The organism is Azospirillum lipoferum, assembly GCF_024170005.1.
Lineage (GTDB): Bacteria > Pseudomonadota > Alphaproteobacteria > Azospirillales > Azospirillaceae > Azospirillum > Azospirillum lipoferum.
Genome location: NZ_JALJXJ010000011.1, coordinates 100,344 through 120,719 on the forward strand (window position 1 = coordinate 100,344; position 20,376 = coordinate 120,719).

General features: G+C 67.0%; 21 protein-coding genes. 12 read left to right on the top strand and 9 right to left on the bottom strand.

Translation table 11 applies throughout. The features are described from left to right. Positions 1 to 43 precede the first annotated feature (43 nt). Entirely contained in the window at positions 44 to 397 is a 354-nt protein-coding gene (locus J2848_RS23830) for a hydroxyisourate hydrolase (RefSeq protein WP_149232849.1), read from the top strand. Positions 398 to 403: 6 nt separating this feature from the next. On the opposite strand, the gene J2848_RS23835 is transcribed toward J2848_RS23830, so the two are convergent. Genes J2848_RS23835 through J2848_RS23850 form a run of 4 tightly spaced genes read right to left on the bottom strand, consistent with a single transcriptional unit; the run spans position 404 to position 4,357 of the window. Next, positions 404 to 1,231 (bottom strand): ABC transporter permease, encoded by an 828-nt coding sequence (locus J2848_RS23835; protein ID WP_149232850.1) that lies wholly within the window; start codon positions 1,229 to 1,231, stop codon positions 404 to 406. A gap of 15 nt (positions 1,232 to 1,246) precedes the next feature. Further along, the gene (locus tag J2848_RS23840) at positions 1,247 to 2,104 is read right to left on the bottom strand and encodes an ABC transporter permease (RefSeq protein ID WP_149232851.1); all 858 of its coding nucleotides are present in this window, start codon (positions 2,102 to 2,104) and stop codon (positions 1,247 to 1,249) included. 36 nt (positions 2,105 to 2,140) lie between these two features. Next, positions 2,141 to 3,187 carry an ABC transporter substrate-binding protein gene (locus J2848_RS23845; protein WP_149232852.1) on the bottom strand — a complete coding sequence of 349 codons (1,047 nt, stop codon included), beginning with the start codon at positions 3,185 to 3,187 and terminating at the stop codon, positions 2,141 to 2,143. Positions 3,188 to 3,238: 51 nt separating this feature from the next. Further along, complete coding sequence (locus J2848_RS23850; RefSeq protein WP_149232853.1) at positions 3,239 to 4,357, bottom strand: ABC transporter ATP-binding protein; 1,119 nt, start codon at positions 4,355 to 4,357, stop codon at positions 3,239 to 3,241. A 201-nt stretch (positions 4,358 to 4,558) separates the two neighbouring features. On the opposite strand from J2848_RS23850, the gene J2848_RS23855 reads away from it, so the two are divergent. Then, a complete protein-coding gene (locus tag J2848_RS23855) occupies positions 4,559 to 5,980 on the top strand; it encodes an amidase (protein ID WP_149232854.1) in 1,422 nt (473 codons plus the stop codon). 116 nt (positions 5,981 to 6,096) lie between these two features. Here J2848_RS23855 and J2848_RS23860 read toward each other — a convergent pair whose 3' ends face one another. The 3 genes from J2848_RS23860 to J2848_RS23870 all read right to left on the bottom strand — a co-directional run bounded on the left by J2848_RS23860 (position 6,097) and on the right by J2848_RS23870 (position 7,920). Continuing rightward, the gene (locus J2848_RS23860) at positions 6,097 to 6,492 is read right to left on the bottom strand and encodes a (R)-mandelonitrile lyase (RefSeq protein WP_149232855.1); all 396 of its coding nucleotides are present in this window, start codon (positions 6,490 to 6,492) and stop codon (positions 6,097 to 6,099) included. 114 nt (positions 6,493 to 6,606) lie between these two features. Beyond that, complete coding sequence (locus J2848_RS23865) at positions 6,607 to 7,161, bottom strand: ester cyclase (RefSeq protein ID WP_149232856.1); 555 nt, start codon at positions 7,159 to 7,161, stop codon at positions 6,607 to 6,609. A gap of 42 nt (positions 7,162 to 7,203) precedes the next feature. Further along, positions 7,204 to 7,920, bottom strand: a complete 717-nt coding sequence (locus J2848_RS23870) for an SDR family oxidoreductase (protein WP_149232857.1) — start codon at positions 7,918 to 7,920, stop codon at positions 7,204 to 7,206. Positions 7,921 to 8,061: 141 nt separating this feature from the next. Here J2848_RS23870 and J2848_RS23875 point away from each other — a divergent pair, with 141 nt between their 5' ends. Continuing rightward, complete coding sequence (locus tag J2848_RS23875; RefSeq protein ID WP_149232858.1) at positions 8,062 to 8,958, top strand: LysR family transcriptional regulator; 897 nt, start codon at positions 8,062 to 8,064, stop codon at positions 8,956 to 8,958. A 20-nt stretch (positions 8,959 to 8,978) separates the two neighbouring features. On the opposite strand, the gene J2848_RS23880 is transcribed toward J2848_RS23875, so the two are convergent. Beyond that, positions 8,979 to 10,178, bottom strand: coding sequence for an acetyl-CoA C-acyltransferase (locus tag J2848_RS23880; RefSeq protein WP_149232859.1), 1,200 nt, complete (start codon positions 10,176 to 10,178; stop codon positions 8,979 to 8,981). Positions 10,179 to 10,320: 142 nt separating this feature from the next. Here J2848_RS23880 and J2848_RS23885 point away from each other — a divergent pair, with 142 nt between their 5' ends. After that, the gene (locus J2848_RS23885; RefSeq protein ID WP_149232860.1) at positions 10,321 to 10,905 is read left to right on the top strand and encodes a TetR/AcrR family transcriptional regulator; all 585 of its coding nucleotides are present in this window, start codon (positions 10,321 to 10,323) and stop codon (positions 10,903 to 10,905) included. Positions 10,906 to 10,918: 13 nt separating this feature from the next. Here J2848_RS23885 and J2848_RS23890 read toward each other — a convergent pair whose 3' ends face one another. Further along, entirely contained in the window at positions 10,919 to 11,227 is a 309-nt protein-coding gene (locus tag J2848_RS23890; protein ID WP_149232861.1) for a putative quinol monooxygenase, read from the bottom strand. Positions 11,228 to 11,572: 345 nt separating this feature from the next. Here J2848_RS23890 and J2848_RS23895 point away from each other — a divergent pair, with 345 nt between their 5' ends. From J2848_RS23895 to J2848_RS23930, 8 genes are all read left to right on the top strand, one after another. After that, positions 11,573 to 13,891 carry a mechanosensitive ion channel domain-containing protein gene (locus tag J2848_RS23895; protein ID WP_149232862.1) on the top strand — a complete coding sequence of 773 codons (2,319 nt, stop codon included), beginning with the start codon at positions 11,573 to 11,575 and terminating at the stop codon, positions 13,889 to 13,891. A 206-nt stretch (positions 13,892 to 14,097) separates the two neighbouring features. Continuing rightward, on the top strand, positions 14,098 to 14,595 hold the full coding sequence (locus J2848_RS23900; RefSeq protein ID WP_170307121.1) for a BLUF domain-containing protein: 498 nt from the start codon (positions 14,098 to 14,100) through the stop codon (positions 14,593 to 14,595). 206 nt (positions 14,596 to 14,801) lie between these two features. Then, the gene (locus J2848_RS23905) at positions 14,802 to 15,671 is read left to right on the top strand and encodes a GntR family transcriptional regulator (protein ID WP_149232864.1); all 870 of its coding nucleotides are present in this window, start codon (positions 14,802 to 14,804) and stop codon (positions 15,669 to 15,671) included. Between the two features lie 5 nt (positions 15,672 to 15,676). Further along, complete coding sequence (locus tag J2848_RS23910) at positions 15,677 to 16,915, top strand: ABC transporter substrate-binding protein (RefSeq protein WP_149232865.1); 1,239 nt, start codon at positions 15,677 to 15,679, stop codon at positions 16,913 to 16,915. Positions 16,916 to 17,017: 102 nt separating this feature from the next. Next, positions 17,018 to 17,890 (top strand): branched-chain amino acid ABC transporter permease, encoded by an 873-nt coding sequence (locus J2848_RS23915; protein ID WP_149232866.1) that lies wholly within the window; start codon positions 17,018 to 17,020, stop codon positions 17,888 to 17,890. Further along, positions 17,887 to 18,885, top strand: a complete 999-nt coding sequence (locus J2848_RS23920; protein WP_149232867.1) for a branched-chain amino acid ABC transporter permease — start codon at positions 17,887 to 17,889, stop codon at positions 18,883 to 18,885. The genes J2848_RS23915 and J2848_RS23920 overlap by 4 nt, the downstream gene beginning before the upstream one ends. Beyond that, positions 18,872 to 19,618, top strand: coding sequence for an ABC transporter ATP-binding protein (locus tag J2848_RS23925; protein ID WP_149232868.1), 747 nt, complete (start codon positions 18,872 to 18,874; stop codon positions 19,616 to 19,618). Before J2848_RS23920 ends, J2848_RS23925 begins: the two co-directional genes overlap by 14 nt. After that, entirely contained in the window at positions 19,611 to 20,324 is a 714-nt protein-coding gene (locus tag J2848_RS23930) for an ABC transporter ATP-binding protein (protein WP_149232869.1), read from the top strand. The genes J2848_RS23925 and J2848_RS23930 overlap by 8 nt, the downstream gene beginning before the upstream one ends. Positions 20,325 to 20,376 lie beyond the last annotated feature (52 nt).

Consider the following 20,376-nt stretch of genomic DNA (forward strand, 5'->3'; position numbering starts at 1 on the left):
GTCGTCTCGGCTACCATTTCGGCGAACCGGAGACGGAGGCAGCATGGCGGGCGGAATTTCGATCCATGGCGTGGACGTGGCGCGCGGCATCGCCGCAGAGGGTATGCGGGTGGAGCTTTACGCGCTGACGCCGGAACGCCGGCTGCTGGCGGCCGGAGACCTCGGCACCAACGGGCAGCTCGACCATCCCACCGTGCGTGGCGATGGCATCGCGGCAGGCCCGCACGAGGTGCTGTTCCATGTCGGCGACTGGCTGCGCGCCGCGGGCTATGCGGAGGAACAGGCCCGCTTCCTCGACATCGTTCCGTTCCGCTTCGTCGTTACCGACCTCGACCGCCATCTGCATCTGCCCTTCAAGTTCACGCCTTACGGGGTTTCTCTCTTTCTGGGTGTATGACAGGGGTCAGGTCAACCGTTTGGAAAGGCCGGCGACGCGTTCCATCACCAGCATCAGGGCGATGGTAGCGACGATCAGCACCCCGGACAGCGCCGCGACGGTGACGTCCAGCCGGCCTTCCAGATCCTGCCACATGCGGATCGGCAGCATGTCGGTGGCGGCGTCGCGCAGGAACAGCGAGACGGGGACGTTGTCGAAGGACGCCATGAAGGCGATGAAGCCGCCGGCCATGATGCCGGGCCGGATCAGCGGCAGGGTGACGCGGCGGAAGCCGTACCAGCGCCCGGCGCCCAGGCTGGACGAGGCCTCCAGCAGCGATGGGTTCATCTGGGCCAGCGACGCCACGGTGTTGCGCACCACGAAGGGCACCGACACGACGGTGTGGCCGATGACGAGCGTGAGCGGCGACACCGGCACCCCGATCATCGAGAAGAACATCAGCGACGACAGGCCGAAGGCGAGCGCCGGCAGCACCAGCGGCGACAGGAACAGGCTGTCCAGCACCTTGGCCGTCAGCGTCGGCGACCGGGCGATGCCCAGCGATGCGGAAACTCCCAGCAGGATCGACAGGCCGGTCGCCCAGGCCGCCACCTTCAGGCTGTTCATCATGGCGAACTGGAGCTGCCAGGCGTTCCAAAGCTCCCCATACCAGCGCAGCGAATAGCCGGGCGGCGGGAATTTCAGGGAATAGCCGCTGGTGAAGGACACCCAGATCACCACCACCGTGGGGGCGACCAGCAGGACCAATGCCGCCAACGCGATGGCGGTCATGACGACGCGGAAGCTAAGCGCATCGAGATCGATGCGGCGGTCGCCGGGATTGATTTTGGACATGGCGGCCTCCCCGGGTCAGGCGTCGGCATAGCCGCGCGACAGGCGGCCCAGCGCGTTGAAGATCGACACCACCAGCAGAACCGACACCAGGAAGACGATGGAGATCGCCGCGGCGAAGGGCCAGTTCTGCAGGGTGGAGGCCTGCTGGTAGATGTACATCGGCATGAACAGCATCTGTCCGCCGCCGATCAGGCTTTGGGTGATGAAGGCGGTGATCGCCGCGGCGTAGGTCAGCAGGCAGCCGGCGACGATGCCCGGCAACGACAGCGGCAGGATCACCTTGCGGAAGGTCCGCCAGTGACCGGCTCCCAGCACCGACGAGGCGTCGGCAAGGTTCGGGTCGATGCGGCTGAGTGCGGTGATGATCGGCAGCACCATCAGCGGCATTTGCACCTGGGCCAGAGCCACCACCACCCCGCCCTCGGTGTAGAGCAGCTTCAGCGGCGTGTCGATCAGCCCCAGCCAGGCCAGCGTCGCGTTGACGATACCCTGCCGGCCCAGGATGACCACCCAGGCGAAGGTGCGCACCACCACGCTGGTCAGCAGCGGCAGCAGCACCAGCAGCATGATGAGGCCCCTGGCCCAGCCGGGGGAGCGCTGGTGCAGCCATGCCACCGGATAGCCCAGCAGCAGGGTCAGCACCGTCACCTTGACTCCTAGCCACAGGGTGGATCCCAGCACCCCAAGGCTGAAGCTGTCGCCCAGGAAAGCGACATACTGGGTCAGTCCGTAATGGCCGCCCTGCGGGTCGGTCTGGAAACTCAGCGCCAGCAGGATCGCCAGCGGCGTGACGAAGAACAGGACGAAGCCCGCCGCCAGCGGAGCCGCGAGCTTCAGGTCGTAGGTGGTGACGTCGCGCAACGTCGCGGCCATGGGGCGCCTCCTCCGGCTGGCGGGCTCGTGGGGGGATCAGACGCGGATTTCGCGGTTGAACCGTTCGATCCAGGCGGCGCGCTGCTCGTTGATCTTGCCCCAGTCCTGGAACACGAACTTCTTCGCGATCTCGGCATGGTCCTTGGCAAGCGTCTTGGCCAACTCGCCCTTGATCGCGACCTTGGTGTTGGTCGGCACGATCAGGTACGGTTCCTCCATCAGCGTCGCCTGCACTTCCGGCGACAGGGCGGCCTCGATCAGCTTGAAGGCCAGCTCCTTGTTGGGGGAGTTCTTGACGATGTGGATGGTCGTCTTGAAGGCGATGGCGCCTTCCTTGGGAATGACGAACTCCACCGGGACGCCACGCGCCTTCAGGATCTGGATGGCGTTGAAGTTGCCGGGGGAAATGTCGATCTGGCCCTGCTGGAACAGGGTGGCGAGCTGGCCGGGGTTCGCGGCTACGGCTGCGAGGCTGGGGCGCAGCGCCTCGATCGCCTTGAAGGCCGGGTCGATGTTGGCCTCCGACCCGCCATGCATCTTGGCGAGTTCCACCATGAAGCCGGTGCCGAGCGTCGAGTTCAGGTTGGTGATGCCGACGCGGCCCTTGAATTCCGGCTTCCACAGGTCGGCCCAGGAGGTCGGCGGCGTCTTCACCGTTTCCGGATTGTAGGTGATGCCGACCACCTGGAAGAAGGGCGCCGGCCCCGTCGGCACCTGCGCCGCCGGGATCAGGTCCCTGTAGTAGGCGCTCTTTTCGACCGGATAGGGTTCGACGAGGTCCTGCGCGACAGCCTGGAGCGCCGGACCTGGATCATGCAGCATGACGTCGATCGGCGGGTTGGACTTGGCGGCGTTCACCTTGGCGATCTGGTCGACCGACAGCATCGGGTCCAGAACGATGTTGGCGTTGTCCGCCGCCTTGCGGAAAGCGGGGACGAGCACCGCCTTGTGGGCTTCCTCCCAGCTGCCGGTAAAGGTCGCGAAGACCAGCGGGCGCGCCTGCGCCCAGGTCAGGCCGGGGAAGGCGTGCATGGCACCCAGCGTCAGCGCCGTCTGCATTAGATTGCGGCGGGTCAGCAGCATCGTTCACTCCTGAAGGTGGGAGGAGGGAGGTGGATGGATCGGAAAGGAATTTCAGGCCGCGGCGAAGACCGAGGCGAGGCGGGGGGCCACCGGCGCCAGCCGCACCGGGGTGCCGGGAGCCAGCAGGTCGGTGCGCTGGATGCGCGGTTCCGATACCTTGACGGCGGTGCCGTCGCCGATGCGGATCTCGTGGATGACGGTGGCGCCCAGCGGCAGCCCCATCTCCACCACGCCGTTCAGCGTCTCGGCGTCGCTCGTCGCTGGATCGACGCTGAGATGTTCGGGGCGCAGGCAGACGGTGACGCGGGCGCCGGGCTGCAGATCGCCCTTGGGCGCGCGCGTCTCGATCAACCCGCCGGCGTCGAGCCGTACCCGTCCGGTGGAGCGGTCGCAGTCCAGCAGCACACCGCCCAGCAGGTTGGCCGAACCGACGAAGGTGTTGACGAACAGGCTGTCGGGCGCGTCGTAGATCTCGGTCGGCGGAGAGAATTGCTCAAGCCGGCCCTGGCTCAGCACTGCGACGCGGTCGGCCATCGACAGCGCCTCCTCCTGGTCGTGGGTGACGAGGATGGTGGTGATGCCGGACAGGCGCTGGATCCGCTTGACCTCGATCTGCATGTCGAGGCGCAGATTCTTGTCGAGCGCGGCGAAGGGTTCGTCCAGCAGCAGGATCGACGGGTTGACCGCCAGCGCGCGGGCCAGCGCCACGCGCTGCTGCTGCCCGCCGGACAGCTGGCGCGGGGTACGGTCGCCCAGATAGCCGAGCTTGACCAAGTCCAGCATGCGCTGGGCCTCACTGCGCTGGGTGGCGCGGTCGACGCCGCGCGCATCCAGCCCGTAGGCGACGTTTTCCGCCACCGTCATGTGCGGGAACAGCGCATAGTTCTGGAAGACGATGCCGACCGACCGGCGGTTGGGCGGCAGGCCGTCCACGCTTTGCCCGCCGACCATCACATGACCCTTGGTCTGCGCCAGGAAGCCGGCGATGATCCTGAGCAGGGTCGTCTTGCCGCAGCCCGACGGGCCGAGCAGGGCCACGAGTTCGCCGCCGCGGATGTCGAGCGTGACCTCGTTCACGGCAAGCGAGGCGCCGTAGCGTTGGGTGATGCCATCCAGAAGGAGCGTTTGTCCGCGTGGGGAAGCCGGGCCGTTGGGCGAAGCGCTGACCATGGCGGTACCGTCCCTCTTGCGTTGCCATTGGAATGCATATCCTCTTAGCAAACAGCATGCCGATTTCTCATTTTTCAATGATTATCAACATGGTATAGCTATATTTGAAAGCTTGGCCCTTTTCGCGGAAGCAGGCATGATGCGTTCTTGAGCGTCAGCTTGATGCAGTTGCCGCTTTTTTCGCCTTGCTGGGGGTGATGGATGTCTGTGCAGATCGACGCAGTGTGGCAGGACAGCGCGATATCCTTGGCGGCCCGTCTCGCCGGCGGAGAGCTTTCGGCCCGCGCGGTGACGCAGGCGCATTTGAATCGGATCGCAGCTGCCGACCCTGCCTTCTCCGCCTTCATCACTGTTTCGGCGGACAAGGCGATGGAACGGGCAGAGTCGCTCGACGCCGCGCTGGCGGCGACGGGGCGGCCGGTCGGACCGCTGCACGGGGTGCCGGTGGCCATCAAGGATCTGACGGACACGGCCGGCATCCGGACGACCTATGGGTCGGAGCTTTATGCCGATCATGTGCCGGCCGCGGATGATGTCGCGGTGGCGCGGATCGAGGCGGCCGGCGGCATCGTCATCGGCAAGACCAACACGCCGGAATTCGGCTTCGGCGCCATCTGCGGCAACCGTCTGGCAGGGCCGACACGCAACCCGTTCGACCGGCAGCTGACCTCCGGCGGATCGAGCGGCGGCGCGGCGGTCGCCGTCGCCACCGGCATGACGCCGCTGGCGCACGGCACCGATTTCGGCGGATCGGTGAGGGTGCCGGCCAGCTTCTGCGGCGTCGCCTCCATCCGGCCGACGCCCGGTCTGATCCCGGCTCCGAAACGGCCGCTGGGTTGGGATACGCTGGCGACCCACGGCGTGATTGCGCGCGACACCGGGGACTGTGCCCTGCTGCTCGGTGTCATGGCCGGCATGGATCCCGGCGATCCGACGTCGCTGATGCCGCCGTTCCGCGATGACCGCGACGGCGAGCGGGGCTCACGGCTGGGCGCGACGGTCGATTTCGGCGCCGCTGCCGTCTCGCAGGCGGTGCGGGAGCGTTTCAGCGCGGCGGTCGCCCGGCTGGAAGCCGTGGTGGGGCCGGTCGTCCGTCGTCATCCCGAGTGCGGCGATGCCATGGCGACCTTCCGTACGCTGCGCACCGCGCAGATCCGTCATGCCTACGGCCCGCTGCTGGAAAGCCATGGCGACCGGCTGACCGATACCGTGCGCTGGAACATCGAAGCGGGGAGCGGCATCACCGCCCAAGCCTATCTGGAGGCACAGGCGGCGCGCACGGCGCTGTACCGCCGCTTCGTCGCATTGTTCCGGGAGATCGATGTGCTCGTGGCCCCGGCCTGCGGTGTGTTGCCATGGCCGAACGAGGCTGGCGAAGTGACCTCCATCGACGGCAGGCCGGTGGACACGATCCTGGATTATCTCGGCGTGACCGCCATCGTGACGCTGGTCGGATTTCCGGTGCTGACCCTTCCGGCCGGCGATGCGGACGGGCTTCCCTTCGGCATTCAGTTGATCGCACGTCCGGGGGAGGAGGGTCGGCTGATCGCCCTGGGCCGGCGATTGGAGCGCGACGCCGGCTTTGTCCACCACTGGCCGCCGGCTTGGGCGACGCCGAACTGACAAGCCGATGGTTCCATTGGTTCCAGCGGCCTGTCGGCAGCATGGACGCCACAGGCTTTCACAGTCATGGGGAAATTCCTCGTTTCTCTCGGCATTCGTCCTTCGGCCGGACGGCGTCAGGCGCCATACTGTTCGTCCGTCACCTTTTCCATCCAGTCGACCGCCTTGCCGTCAAGCTGCTCCTGGATGGCGATGTGCGTCATGGCCGTGGTAGGCGAGGCACCATGCCAGTGCCGTTCGCCCGGCGCGAACCAGACCACGTCACCTGGCCGGATCTCTTCAACCGGGCCGCCCTCGCGCTGCACACGGCCGCAGCCGGCGGTGACGATCAGTGTCTGTCCCAGCGGATGGGTGTGCCACGCGGTGCGGGCACCGGGTTCGAAGGTGACGCTTGCGGCCGTCGCTCGGGCTGGCGGGTGCGGCTGGAACAGCGGGTCGATGCGGACGGTTCCGGTGAACCAGTCGGCTGGTCCCCTGGCGGATGGCTGCGAGCCGGCGCGCGTGATGTCCATGGTCTCGATCCTCCGGTCTGCCCGCCGCGGTGTGGCGGCGGTGGAGCCAGAGAAACTAGTTCACGGAACTGCCTGCGATCAGTCCCCATGATGTGTCGCCATCGTACGGTCGGCTCACGGGCCGACTTTTGCCAGTCCCATCTGCTGGAACAGGGGCAGGTTGTCCTCGATATGCCAGTTGTCGGTGATCTGCCCGTCTTCCACCTTCAGCAGATCGGTGGCGATGAAGCGGATCGGCTGGCCCTTGCCGGACATGTCGCCGAACTTGCCGCTGAAATGGCCGGTGAAGACCATATGGACGGTGACGTAATCGCCGGCCACGATCATCTTCTCCACCGTGAGGCCCAGGTCCGGTACGGCGGTGCGGAAGCTGCGGGAGGCGAAGGCAGGCCCCTCCGGACCCTGCGGCCGGCCGGCGGGCAGGGTGCGGTCGGTGAAGCGGTCGGAAATCGCCTGCTTCAGATGGGCGGTGTCTCCGCTGTTCCAGAACTCGTAGAAGGCGCGGGCCGCTTTGACGGCGGCACCGCTCCGGGCCTCGGGCTGTGGTGTGGCGATGATCAACTCGCGGATGGTGACGCCATCGGCGGCCAGGGCGCTGCCGGCGGGGATGGCGCCCAGGACTGCCGCGAACAGGGCGGCGCGGGCGAATTTTTGGACAGCGACGTGCATGATGTTTTCCAGGGCATGAAGTGCGGAAATGGGGCGTACGCTTCAGGCGATGGCGCCGCCGCCGTCCACCCGGACGGTGGAGCCGGTCGCGAAGGGCGTAGTGGCGAGGAACAGCACGGCATTGGCGATGTCCCCGGCCTGACCGACCCGGCGGGCGGGCAGGCGCTGGGCGGCGCCGGCGAACATCGCCTCGCGCTTCTCCTCGGGCAGGCCGGACCACAGCGGCGTTGCGATCAGGCCGGGTGACACGGCGTTGACCCGGACCGGGGCGAGTTCCAGCGCCAGCCCGCGGGCCAGCGCTTCCAGCGCCGCGTTGATGGCGCCTTGCAGGACCGAGGTCGCTGAGGGGCGGACGCTGAGGAACCCGGAGATGAAGGTCAGCGACCCGGCCTCCCGGATCTTTGCGGCGCGGGCGACGTGATAGGCGCCCCAGAACTTGCTGTCCATGGCGGTGCGCGCATCGGTGATGGCAAGGCTGTGCACCGGTCCGCCCGGCGTCTGCGCGGCAGAGACGACGACATGGTCCCAAGCCTGCTCTTCGGCGAAGAAGCGTTCGACCGCCTCCAGGTCGCGGGTGTCGAGCATGACGGCGCGCGCCTCGCCGCCGATCCTGGCGACCGCCGCGTCCAACTTATCGCGCGACCGCGAAGCGATGGTGACGGACGCGCCAGCTTGGGCAGCGGCGGTCGCGGTCGCCAAGCCGATACCGGAGCTGCCGCCGATCACCAGCACGCGCGTGTTCTTCAAAGTCTCGGTCATGATGCATGTCCTTCGGAGGAGGGAGGGACGACTGTCCGGCGTCACCGGCCGTCCGAAGGGAAATCTAGAACCTCTCCGGATCGCGCAGTATCCTCCGCCTGATCGACACACTCTCCACCAGATGGAAAGAATGCTGCGTGCATGCTGGATGACATCGACGAGCTTCGCACCTTCGTCCGCATCGTTGCCGCGGGCAGCCTGTCCGCCGCCGGGAGAGAGATGAATCTGGCGCTGAGCGTCGTCAGCAAGCGGCTGGCGACGCTGGAGCGGCGGACCGACACGCGGCTGGTCGCCCGCAGCACCCGGCGCCTTGCCCTGACGGAGGAAGGACAGCGGCTATACCGGCACGCCCAGCGCATCCTCGCCGAGATCGCGGAGGCGGAGGAAGCGCTGAGCCATGGCCGCGTCGAGCCACAGGGCGTTCTGCGGGTAGGGGCGCCGGCGGCGCTGGGTCGCATGCATGTCGGCCCGGTCTGCCGCGAGCTTGTCGAGGCTTATCCCCGGATTTCCGTCGATCTCTGCCTGACCGACCGCGTGGTCGATTTGATCGACGAGGGGATGGACGTGGTGGTGCGGATCGGTGCGCCCCGGGATTCGGCGCTGGTCATGCGCCGGCTGGCTGACAATCACCGCGTCGTGGTCGGCGCGCCGGCCTATCTCGACCGTCGTGGCTGGCCCGCCTCACCGCAGGAATTGGAGGGGCACGACTGCATCCAGTATCGCGGTACCGGCGGGCGCTGGCGCCTGATCGGTCCAGGCGGTGCGGTTGCGGAGGTCGACACCGCATCCCGCCTGCGCAGCGACAATGGCGACGTCGCCCAGGACTGGGCGCTCGCCGGCTGCGGTCTGATGTGGAAATCGCAAATCGACGTTCAGGACGATCTGGCTGCCGGCCGGCTGCGGCGGGTGCTGCCGGACTGGCATGGCGACCCTGCACCGGTCTGCGCGCTCTTTCCCTCGCAGCGGCAGCTGCCGACGCGCGTGCGCCTGTTCCTGGACGCCATGGCGCGCCGGCTGAACCGGGGGGAGGGGGACTGAGATCCGCGGTCTCGGATGCCTCAGCCGACCCGTTCGATGGCGATGGCGGTGGCCTCGCCGCCGCCGATGCACAGGGAGGCGACGCCCCGCGTCAGTCCGCGCGCCGCCAGTGCGTGCAGCAGCGTCACGATCAGCCGCGCCCCGGTGGCGCCGATCGGGTGGCCGAGCGCGCAGGCTCCGCCGTTGACGTTCAGCCGCTCGGGATCAATGCCCAGATCGCGCTGTGCCGCCATGGCGACGACGGCGAAGGCCTCGTTGATCTCGAACAGGTCGACATCGCCCACCGACCAGCCGATCTTGTCCAGCAGCTTCCGCATCGCCGGGATGGGCGCGGTGGTGAACCAGGCCGGATCCTGGCTGTGGGTGGCATGGCCGCGGATTTCCGCCAGGATCGGCAAGCCGGCAGCCTCCGCCACCGAACGCCGGGTCAGCACCAGGGCCGCCGCACCGTCGGCATTGGCGGAAGAACTGGCGGCTGTGATCGTCCCGTCCCGGCGGAAGGCGGGCTTCAGCGCCGGGATCTTGTCGGGCGAGACCTTCAGCGGATTCTCATCCTGCTTGACCACCCGCTCCCCACCCTTGGTGGGCATGGTGAAGGGCACGATCTCCGCCGCGAAGGCGCCGCTTTCGATCGCCGTACGGGCCCGGGTCAGCGTCCGGGCCGCATAGGCGTCCTGCTCGGCGCGGGTGAAGCCATAGGCCTCCGCCGTCGCCTCGCCGAAATCGCCCATGGCGCGGCCGCCCTCATAGGCGTCCTCCAGCCCGTCCAGCATCATATGGTCCAGCAGCCGGTCATGGCCGATGCGGTAGCCGCCGCGCGCCTTCGCCAGCAGGTAGGGGGCGTTGGTCATCGACTCCATGCCGCCGGCCACCACGATGTCCGCCGATCCGGCGCGGATCAGGTCATGGGCCAGCATGGTCGCCTTCATGCCCGACCCGCAGACCTTGTTGATCGTCGTGGCCCCCGTCGCATCGGGAAGCCCGGCACCACGCGCGGCCTGCCGGGCCGGCGCCTGCCCCTGTCCGGCAGGCAGCACGCAACCGAACAGCACCTCGTCGACGCCGGCTGGCGGCAGGCCAGCACGTTCCACCGCCGCGGCAATGGCGCGGGCGCCGAGTGCTGGGGCCGGCAGTGCCGACAACTCCCCCTGGAAGCGCCCGAGCGGGGTGCGGACGGCGGACACGATGACGACGGGATCCTGGTTGGAAGCACTCTGCATGATCGCGGTCTCCGGCTAGGTAGCCCCGCTGGGGCGCTGATTAAATGACGGTCATCATGTTTGCATAATTGATGATGATCGTCATATAATTTGTCAACGGGTCTCCCATCACTTTTCAGAGACGGTTCAGGAAAGGTGCATCATGCGGGTGAGCAAGGAGCAGGCGGCAGAGAATCGCCGACGCGTCGTCGAGGTGGCGAGCGCACTGTTCCGCGAGCGCGGCTTCAACGGGATTGGCGTCGCCGACCTGATGAAGGAGGCCGGCCTGACCCATGGCGGCTTCTATGGCCAGTTCGCATCCAAGGAGGATCTGGCGGCGGAAGCCTGCGCCTATGCCATGGGCAGGGCGGCGGAGCATTGGGGACGGACGGCAGAGGCAAAGGGCGACGATGCGCTGGCGGCGCTGCTGGACAGCTACCTGTCGCTGCGCCACCGCGACCATAGCGCCGCCGGCTGTCCGATCGCCGCACTTGGGGTCGATGCCGCCCGGCAGGGGGGGATGACGCGCAACGCCTTCACCCGTGGGCTGCAGCCCTTTCTGGACGTGCTGGACCGGCTGGTGCCGGGGCGTTCGGCGGAGGCGAGACGCAAGGCGGCGCTCGCCACCCTGTCCGGGATGATCGGCGCCCTGATCCTCGCGCGTGCCGTCGACGATCCTGCCCTGTCGGAAGAGATTCTGGAGGCGGCACGCACGAGCCTTGGCAAGCCGGTGGCAGGCGACGCCTGACCGGCCGCTCCGATCAGGCGATGCGGCGCAGCAGGTCGATGCGCAGCGGTTCGCCCAGCAGCGTGTCGAACTGTGCGGCAAGCCCGGTGAAGGCCGCGGCCTTCGCATGGATGTCGAGCGCGGCCTGATCCTGCCAGATTTCGTACATCACGATGGTGCCGGGCTTTTCGCGGTGGACATGGGCGGAGTAGGCGATGCAGCCCGGCTCCTTCAGCACCTCCGGCACGATGGTGGTGATGGCGTCGGCCAGCGCCTGCTCCTGGCCCGGCTTGGCGACGAGAGTGGCGACGAGTTGCACCTGCTCGCTGGGCGGAATGGTCATGGTGGTGTCTCCCCTGATGGACGGTTGGCTCTGAGGCTTCGGAATGCCGGAGTCCCGCCGATCCTGACCCGCGCCGCAATCGCTGGCAACCCGGCCCCTCGGGCCTGTGACGAAGGGATAGACCGGGAAGATCAAAAACGAAAATGCATAGTTGCGATTTCAACGACAAGAAAATCGAATTGATATGGCGGCTGCCATTCTGTCCGTCCGGTGACGCCCGTTCGATCCTGTCTGCCCCGGCGCGCTTGCCTATGGATTATGCCGTCGCAGACCGGCAGGGCGGCGTGACGATCGGCTTCCCCATCCTGTTGTCGACGGATTGCCCATCCAACGCTTCAGGAGCCCATGGTTTTTGCCGAATGCAGTGCGCGAGCGTCCGCAGACCGTTGCCGATGGACGCGCAGCACCATCATCACCCTGTTCTGCCTCGTCTCCATCGGCCTTTCCTTGCTCGCCTCGGCCGGTTCCGCCGCCGCGCAATCGGCGCTGCCGACGCCGGCCCCGGCAGCAACGCCGTCGTCAGCGGAACCGAATCCGAAGGAAATCGGCCGCCTGATCGACTCGCTGGAGAGTCCAGCCAAGCGTGAGGAATTGCTCAACCAGTTGAGGGCCTTGCAGCAGGCCGAACAGGCGGCCAAGCCCGAGCGGGAGATGGAGGGGCTCGGCACGCGCCTGCTGACCGTTCTGTCGGCACGGCTGGACAATCTGGGGGAGGAGGTGCGGACGACCGGCGAGGTGGTGTTGAACGCGCCGCAGGGCATGCGCTGGCTTCAGCGCCAGGCGCTGGCCCCGGCGCGGCGGGCGACCTGGGCGTGGCTGTTCGCCGAACTCGCCCTGGTCCTCGTTGCCGGGCATAGCATCAGGCTGGTCACGACACGGCTGCTGAGCCGGCCGCGGTCGATCCTGGCAGCGCGGCCTTTCCATTCGGCGATCGCCAAGGTCCCGCTGCTGCTGGTCCGCGCCCTGATGGATCTGGCGCCCATTGCCGCCTTCGCCTTCGCCGGCTTCGGCGTGCTGGTGCTGATCGACCCGCCGGCAACGATTCGGTTGCTCGGCGTCGCTTTCCTGAACGCCAGCCTGTTCGTGCAGGTCGTGCTGCTGGTGATGCGCGGGCTGCTGTCCCCGCGCTCCACCAATCTGCGGTTGATCCCGATGAGCGATGCGTCGGCACGTCGGTTGCTGATGTGGAGCCGGGCCATCGCCTCCACCACCGTCTACGGCTTGTTCGCCGCCGGAAGCGTGCGCACGCTGGGGCTGCCGGAGCAATCCTACGACACGCTGGTGAAACTGGTCGGGCTTGCCGACGCGATCATGCTGACCGCCCTGGTCCTGCAAAGCCGGGTTGCCGTCGCCTCCTGGCTGCGCGGGGAAATCTCGGCCGCTCCGTCGGTTCCGGAGCAGGGGCAGGCGGTGCCGCCCGTGGCCAGGACCACACGGCCCGGCCGCCTTCTGCGCGCCGCTGGCCGGCGTCTCGCCAATGTCTGGCATGCCGTCGCCATCCTCTACATCGTCGCCCTGTTCGTCATCTGGGCGCTGGAGGTGGAGGGTGGGCTATGGTTCGTCCTGCGGGCGACCGCCGTTTCGATGGCAGTGATCGCCATCGCAAGAATCGTCGGACGCGGGATCGCCCAGGGCTCCGCGGCATTGCGGCGGCGGCTGGACCGTCAGCGCTCGACCTGGGGCGAGCAGCGTATCAAGCGCTATGTCGGGCCGGGCACCCGGCTGCTGCATTGGTCGGTCGCCGTCCTGACCGGGCTGGTGGTGCTGGACGCCTGGGGACTGGACGTCCACGGCGCGGTGGAAACCGCCTTGGGCTGGCAGTTCATCGCCTCCAGTCTCGCCATCCTGCTGGTGGGCGCGATCGCGCTCGCCGTGTGGGAACTGACCAATGCCGTCATCGAGCGCAACCTCGCCACCACCGACCGCAATGGCCACACCATCCAGCGCAGTGCCCGTATCCGCACCCTGCTGCCGCTGCTGCGCAATGCGTTGATGGTATTGCTGACCACCCTCGTGACGCTGATCACCCTGTCGGAGTTGGGGCTGGACATCGGGCCGCTGCTGGCCGGTGCCGGCGTGGTCGGCCTTGCCGTCGGCTTCGGCGCCCAGACGCTGGTGAAGGACGTCATCACCGGTCTGTTCATCTTGTTCGAGGACACCATCTCGGTCGGCGACGTGGTCAATGTCGGTGGCAAGGGCGGGCTGGTGGAGGGCATCACCATCCGGACCATTCGGTTGCGCGATTTCGACGGGACAGTGCACACGGTGCCATTCAGCGCGGTGACCAGCATCTCCAACATGACCAAGGACTTCAGCTATTACGTGTTCGACGTCACGGTGGCCTATCGCGAGGATGCCGACCGCGTGGTGTCGGTGCTGCACGAGATCGGGGCGGGGCTGCGCGCCGACCCGCGCTTCGCGCCGCTGATCCTGGAGCCGCTGGAGGTGCTGGGGATCGACGCCTTCCAGGACTCCGCCGTCCTGATCAAGGCACGTATCAAGACCCTGCCAATCCAGCAATGGAACGTCGGCCGCGAGTTCAACGGCCGCATGAAGAAGCGCTTCGGCGAGTTGGGCATCGCCATCCCGTTCCCGCAGCGCATCCTGCACATCGCACCGAATGGCCTGTCCAAGGCGAACGCCTACGGCGAAGCTGCGGAGTGATCGGATCGAACGCATTTCATGTCAGCCCGACCGCGACGCCGTGACCACTGACCTAAAGTACAAAGCGGATCTCGTCTTTCGTTGAGGGAATCCGACCGGATGACATGCTTTGCATTTTATCCAGTGATTTTCTCGAGTATTTGAATAGTTTAGTAAGCATGCTGACATGGGAATGGTTGAAAGTTTCTCCGGCGGAGAGAACTGGCATGCTGCAGATCGTCTTTAGGAGCCAGTTGACCAGGTTACTTTCCTACGTCGAGATCCAAAGATTGTGTCTGGCTGCCGCAAAGAACAACAGCAAGGCCGGGGTTACCGGGTTCGCAGTGGAATGTGGCGGAGCTTTCCTGGTGTCCATCGAAGGGGACGCCCGCGAGGTCAGGGAAATGCTCAACCGCATTATCCAAGACCCGCGTCACGACACTTTCGATGTTGTCTGTTGCGAAGAGGGTATCGAGCGGCGGCGCTTCGGGACCTGGGCCATGAACGTCATGTTCCTGGACGATGACCTTTTCTGGTCCAGGGTTTTCGGGGCCGACTTCTCCTGTGACCAACTGCTGTCTCCCCGCAAGATGGAACCGGCCTTTGCCCTCGGGCTGCTCTCCATGGCCTACCAGTACGCCTGTGCTCAGGCCGAGATGGCATCGTCACTCTCCAGCGGTCGGGCTGGCCGGCTTCCCCGCATCCGGCACATGTTTCGCCGATAGTCCTGCGGCCTTTCCCGGTGGCGCTCGCCGCCGCCTGTTCGCGAACCTGATTGCCCGGCCTTAACCTAGGAAATCGCTTCGGGTTCAGCTCCAGATCATTCGGACTCAACACAACGCCGTTGACCAAAGCTGTATTATCCATCATACAGGTTCCTGTCTGATGGATGGACGGCGTTTATTGCCGGCGGACGGGGAGGTGGAGTGCTGTGAAGTCGGCGGTCGAACCCCTGAAGGCTCGCAGGATCTATCTGCTGCTGCGCGACCGCATCGTCGCCGGCGAACTGCCGCCGGGCAGGCGCCTGCCGGGTGAACCGGTGCTGGCCGCCGAACATGCCGTGTCGCGGGTCACCGTGCGCCGGGCGTTGGACCTTCTGGAGAAGGAAGGGCTGGTGCAGCGCAAGGCCGGTTCCGGCACCTTCGTCCACGATACGCGGACCGTCCGGCCGATCGTCGCCGATCTGTCGAACGTGCTGTCGCACCTGATCGACATGGGCCGCAGCACCGATGTGAAGCTGCTGTCTTTCGGCTATGGCGTTCCGCCGGAGTCCATTGCGGAGAGCCTGGGCCTTAAGCCCGGCGAACGGGTCCAGCGGTCGGTGCGCGTGCGCCTGATCGATGGGGAGCCGTTCTCATACCTGACCACCCATGTACCGGAGTGGATCGGCCTGACCTATTCCGAGGCTGAACTGGCGGCGCGTCCGCTGCTGGAACTGATCGAGCGCTCCGGTGTGACGACGGAGCGTGCCACCCAGGCGATCAACGCCACGCTTGCCGGTCCCGAGCCGGCGGCGGCACTGGATCTGGAGATCGGGTCGCCGCTGCTGACCCTGACCCGCATCGTCTACGAGCCATCGGGCCGCGGCGTGGAGCATTTGCACGCGTTGTACCGGCCCGACCGCTACAGCTTCCACATGGATCTGGTGCGCACCGGCAGCGACGGCGAACGGCGGTGGAGTCCGGCGCTCGGCTGGCCGCGCGGCATCGACAAAAGCAAAGCCGACAAAAACAAGACCGAAAAAAACAAACAGGGTGAAAAGCCCACCCGCTCTCCGCGGGTAACCAAACAGAGGAGTTGAGCGTTATGGGACGTTCGGTTCAGAACACCGCCTTCTCCCGCCGCACGGTGCTGAAGGCCGGCGCTGCGGCTGCCGCAGTCACGACGACGCTGCCGTTTGCAGTCCCGTCCATCCTGCGGGCGCAGACCCCGGTGGTGAAGATCGGCATTCTCCAGCCGGTGACCGGCGCACTCGCCCATGACGGCGACCTCGGCCGAGCGGGTGCCGAAATGGCGATCAACGAGATCAACGCCGCCGGCGGCATCAAGTCGCTGGGCGGCGCCAAGCTGGAAATGCTGTTCGGCGACGCCCGCTCGACCCCTGAAGCCGGCACGCAGGAGGTCGAGCGCATGCAGGCCGAAGGCGTGTCCGCCATCGTCGGCGGCTTCGCCAGCCCGATCTGCCTTGCCGCCTCGCAGGCGGCGGCGCGTTACGATCTGCCCTATCTGGTCGATGTCGGCGTATCGGACCAGATCATGGCGCGCGGCCTGACCAACACCTTCCGCTTCAGCCCCGGCTTCGGCAAGGTCACGCAGGTGGCGCTGGACAACCTGACCGCCCTCAACGAGCGGGCGGGCAAGCCGGGCAGGACCGTCGTGCTGGTGCATGAGGATGGGCTGTTCGGCTCCGGCCTCGCCAAGCTGCTGCAGGCCGAACTGCCCAAGCGCGGCTTCGAGGTGCTGGAGACCATCGCCCATCCGACCCCGGCGCGCGACATGTCCAACGTGGCGCTGCGCATCCGCTCGCTGAACCCGGATCTGGTGATCCCGTCGAACTATTACGGCGAGTTCGTGCTGCTCGCCCGCACCATGCAGCAGCAGCGCATCAAGCCGAAGGGCATCTACGCCATTCTCGGCGGGGCGGCGTCGAACGGACGCTTCGTCAAGGAGTTCCCGCAGGCGGCGCAGAACGTCATCGACTGCAACCACTGGCACGATCCGAAGAACCCGAAGGCGCTTGCCCTGCGCAAGGCGGTGGAAGGCCAGGGCAAGTCCTTCGCCTACAATGTATCGCTGAACTATTCGAACGTCCTGCTGCTGGCCGACGCCATCGAGCGCGCGGCCTCGACTGACCGCAAGAAGATCATCGAGGCGCTGAACGCCTCCACCTTCGCCGGCCACATCATGCCCTACGGCCCGACCAAGTTCGTCAATGGCCAGAACGAGGGCGCCACCCCGATCAACACCCAGATCCAGGGTGAGGACATCAAGGTGATCTTCCCCGACGCATTCGCCGAGGCGAAGGCCAACTTCCCGGCGGCCTGATCCGTTTTCCCGCCGTCGCACCTCCGCATTCCCCTCGTCCGCAAGGTCTGCCGCTCCGGCGGAAGCGGGTGAGGGGACCATTCCCCTCATGCGCGGGCTGCCATGTATTCTCCTCAGATCATCCTGGAAGCGGCGCTGAACGGTCTGATGACCGGAGCGGTCTATGCCCTGATCGCGCTTGGCCTGACGCTGATCTATGGCGTGCTCCACATCATCAACTTCGCCCATGGCGCGCTGCTGACCTGCGCGATGTTCGCGGTCTGGATCGCCTGGGCCTGGCTGGGGATGGACCCTTATCTGGCCATCCTGCCGCTGGTGCCGCTGATGTTCGTGCTGGGCTACGGCCTCCAGCGCTTCGTCATCGGGCCGGCCAGCCATGGCGACGACGGCAATATCCTGCTGGTCACGCTGGGCCTGTCCATCGTGCTGGAGAATCTGCTGCTGGCGGTGTTCCAGTCCGACACCCGCACGCTCGACACCGACTATTCCTTCCAGGTGGTGGCGCTGGGGCCGCTGCTGCTCAGCTATCCGCGGCTGATCGGCCTGGGGGTTGCGGTGGTGGTCACCGGTCTGCTGTGGCTGGTGCTGAACCGCACCGACACCGGCAAGGCGATCCGCGCCGTCGCCAAGGAGAAGCTGGGCGCCAATCTGGTCGGCATCGATGTGCCGCATGTCTATGCCGTCACTTTCGGGCTGGGCTGTGCCTGCCTTGCAGTCGCGGCAGGGCTGCTGATGCCGACCTTCTACGTCAACCCGCGCATCGGCGGCGCCTTCGTTCTGGTCGCCTTCACCGTGGTGGTGCTGGGCGGCATGGGCTCGCTGCCCGGCGCGCTGCTGGGCGGCCTGTTCATCGGCGTGGTGGAGAGCCTGTGCGGCCTGTTCCTGGGCGACAGCCTGGGCCAGATCGGCATCTTCCTGATCTTCATCGCCGTGCTGCTGGTGCGGCCGACCGGACTGTTCGGAGCCAAGGCATGACCGCGCGCGACCTGATTCCGATCGCCGTCCTCACCCTCCTGGCGGCGCTGCTGCCCCTGGTGGTGACCTCCAGCCCGGTGCTGAACTTCCTGGTCTTCATGCTGATCGTGGCGCTGGGCGCGCAGGGTTGGAACATCCTCGGCGGATTCGGCGGCCAGTTCAGCTTCGGCCATGCCGCCTTCTTCGGCACCGGCGCCTATGTGACGGCGATCCTGCAACTGCGCTATGGCGTCAACGCCTGGGCCGGTCTGGTGCTGGCGGTGGCGGCCGGTGCAGCGGTCGGCTGGGTCATCGGTTTCCTCAGCTTCCGGTCGGGCCTGCGCGGATCCTATTTCGCGCTGGTGACGCTGGCCTTCGCCGAGGTGTTCCGCATCCTCGCGAATGCCGCCTCCTTCACCGGCGGTGCGGCGGGGCTGCTGATCAAGCTGGATGTCCATCCCGCCAATTTGCAATTCGCCGACCGCGCCGTCTTCTACTGGCTGGTGCTGGCTCTGGTCGCCGCGGTGCTGCTGCTGACGCGCTGGATCCAGCGCTCCCGCTTCGGGGCGCAGCTGGTGGCGGTGCGCGAGAATGAGGACGCGGCCAAGGCGCTGGGCGTCAATTCCCTGACGGTGAAGCTGCGCGCCATCGCCCTGTCGGGCGGCGTCACGGCGCTGTCCGGTTGCCTCTATGCCCAGTATTTCCTCTATATCGACGCCAACATCGCCTATGGCAGCTGGATTTCGGTGGAGCTTCTGCTGGCCCCGATCATCGGCGGCGTCGGCACCGTCTTCGGCCCGGTGGTTGGGGCGCTGACCCTGCACGGGCTGGGCGAGGTCGCCAAGCAGTTCGCCGGCCGCATCCCCGGCATCGACCTGATCGTCTTCGGCGGCGTGCTGGTGCTGGCCGTCGCCTTCGCCCGCGGCGGCATCCTGGGCCTGCTGGAACGGTTGCGCGACCGCGGCCGCGGGATGGTCACGCGCGGACCCAAGGAGGTTTCCCATGCTGGCCGTTGACGGCGTTTCCAAGCGGTTCGGCGGGCTGATGGCGGTGGACAGCGCGACCCTGTCGCTGCACCCCGGCGGCATTGTCGGGCTGATCGGCCCGAACGGCGCCGGCAAGACCACGTTGTTCTCGATGATCTCCGGCTTCGTTGCGCCGACCGACGGACGCATCCGCTTCGAGGGCACCGACATCACGGCGGAGGAGCCGCATCGAAGGGCGGAGCGCGGCATCGGCCGCACCTTCCAGATCGTCCAGCCCTTCGCCGGGCTGACGGTGTGCGAGAACATTGCGGTCGGCGCCTATCTGCGCCACGCCAAGCGCGCCGACGCAACGGCCAAGGCGCGCGATGTGGCTCGCCGCGTCGGGCTGGGCGCCGAGCTTGACCGGCCGGCCGGCCGGCTGACGGTGGCCGGGCGCAAGCGGCTGGAACTGGCCCGCGCGTTGGCCACCGAACCGAAGCTGCTGCTGCTGGACGAGGTTCTGGCCGGGCTGAACCCGTCGGAGATCCGCGACATCATCCCGGTGATCCGGGGCATCCGCGATGAAGGGGTGACGATCCTGATGATCGAGCACGTCATGCAGGCGGTGATGAACCTGTGCGAGCGCGTCTATGTGCTGGCCCAGGGCCGCATGATCGCCGAGGGGCCGCCCGCCGTCGTCTGCGCCGACACCCGCGTGATCGAGGCCTATCTCGGCCACGGCGCCGCCGACCGGCTGAAGGCGGAGGGGGCGGCCCATGGCTGAGCAGCTTCTGGAAATCCGCGGGCTGAAGACCGGCTATGGCGCGACCGAGGTGCTGCGCGGGATCGACATGGCGGTGCATGCCGGCGAGATCGTCACCGTGCTGGGATCCAACGGCGTCGGCAAGACGACGCTGAACAAGGTGCTGTCGGGCGTGCTGCCGCCCTGGACCGGAGAGATCCGGTTCGGCGGCACCCGCATCGACGGCAAGTCCACCGCGCGCATCGTCGAGGAGGGGCTGATCCAGGTGCCGGAAGGCCGCAAGATCTTCCCCAACCTGTCGGTCCGCGAGAATCTGGAACTCGGCAGCTACCGCCGCGGCAAGCCGAACCGGGCGCGGAACCTGGAGCGCATCTTTGCGACATTTCCCCGTCTGAAGGAGCGCGAAAGCCAGTTCGCCGGCACCCTATCCGGCGGCGAGCAGCAGATGCTGGCGATCGGCCGCGGCATGATGGCGGAACCGCTGCTGCTGATCCTCGACGAGCCGTCGCTCGGCCTCTCGCCGCTGGTGGTGGAGGAGATGTTCGGACTGATCCGCAGGCTGAACGCCGATGGGCTGGCGATCCTGCTGGTCGAGCAGAACGTCGTCCAGTCTCTGGAGGTCGCCCGCCGGGCCTATATCCTTGAAAACGGCGTCTTCGCGCTGTCGGGACCGTCCGATGAGATCGCGCGCGACCCCGAACTGAAACGCACCTATCTGGGGCTGTGAGCGATGCGCGCCGCGGCCCTCTCCCGACATTTCCCAACCCTGACCCGGCGCT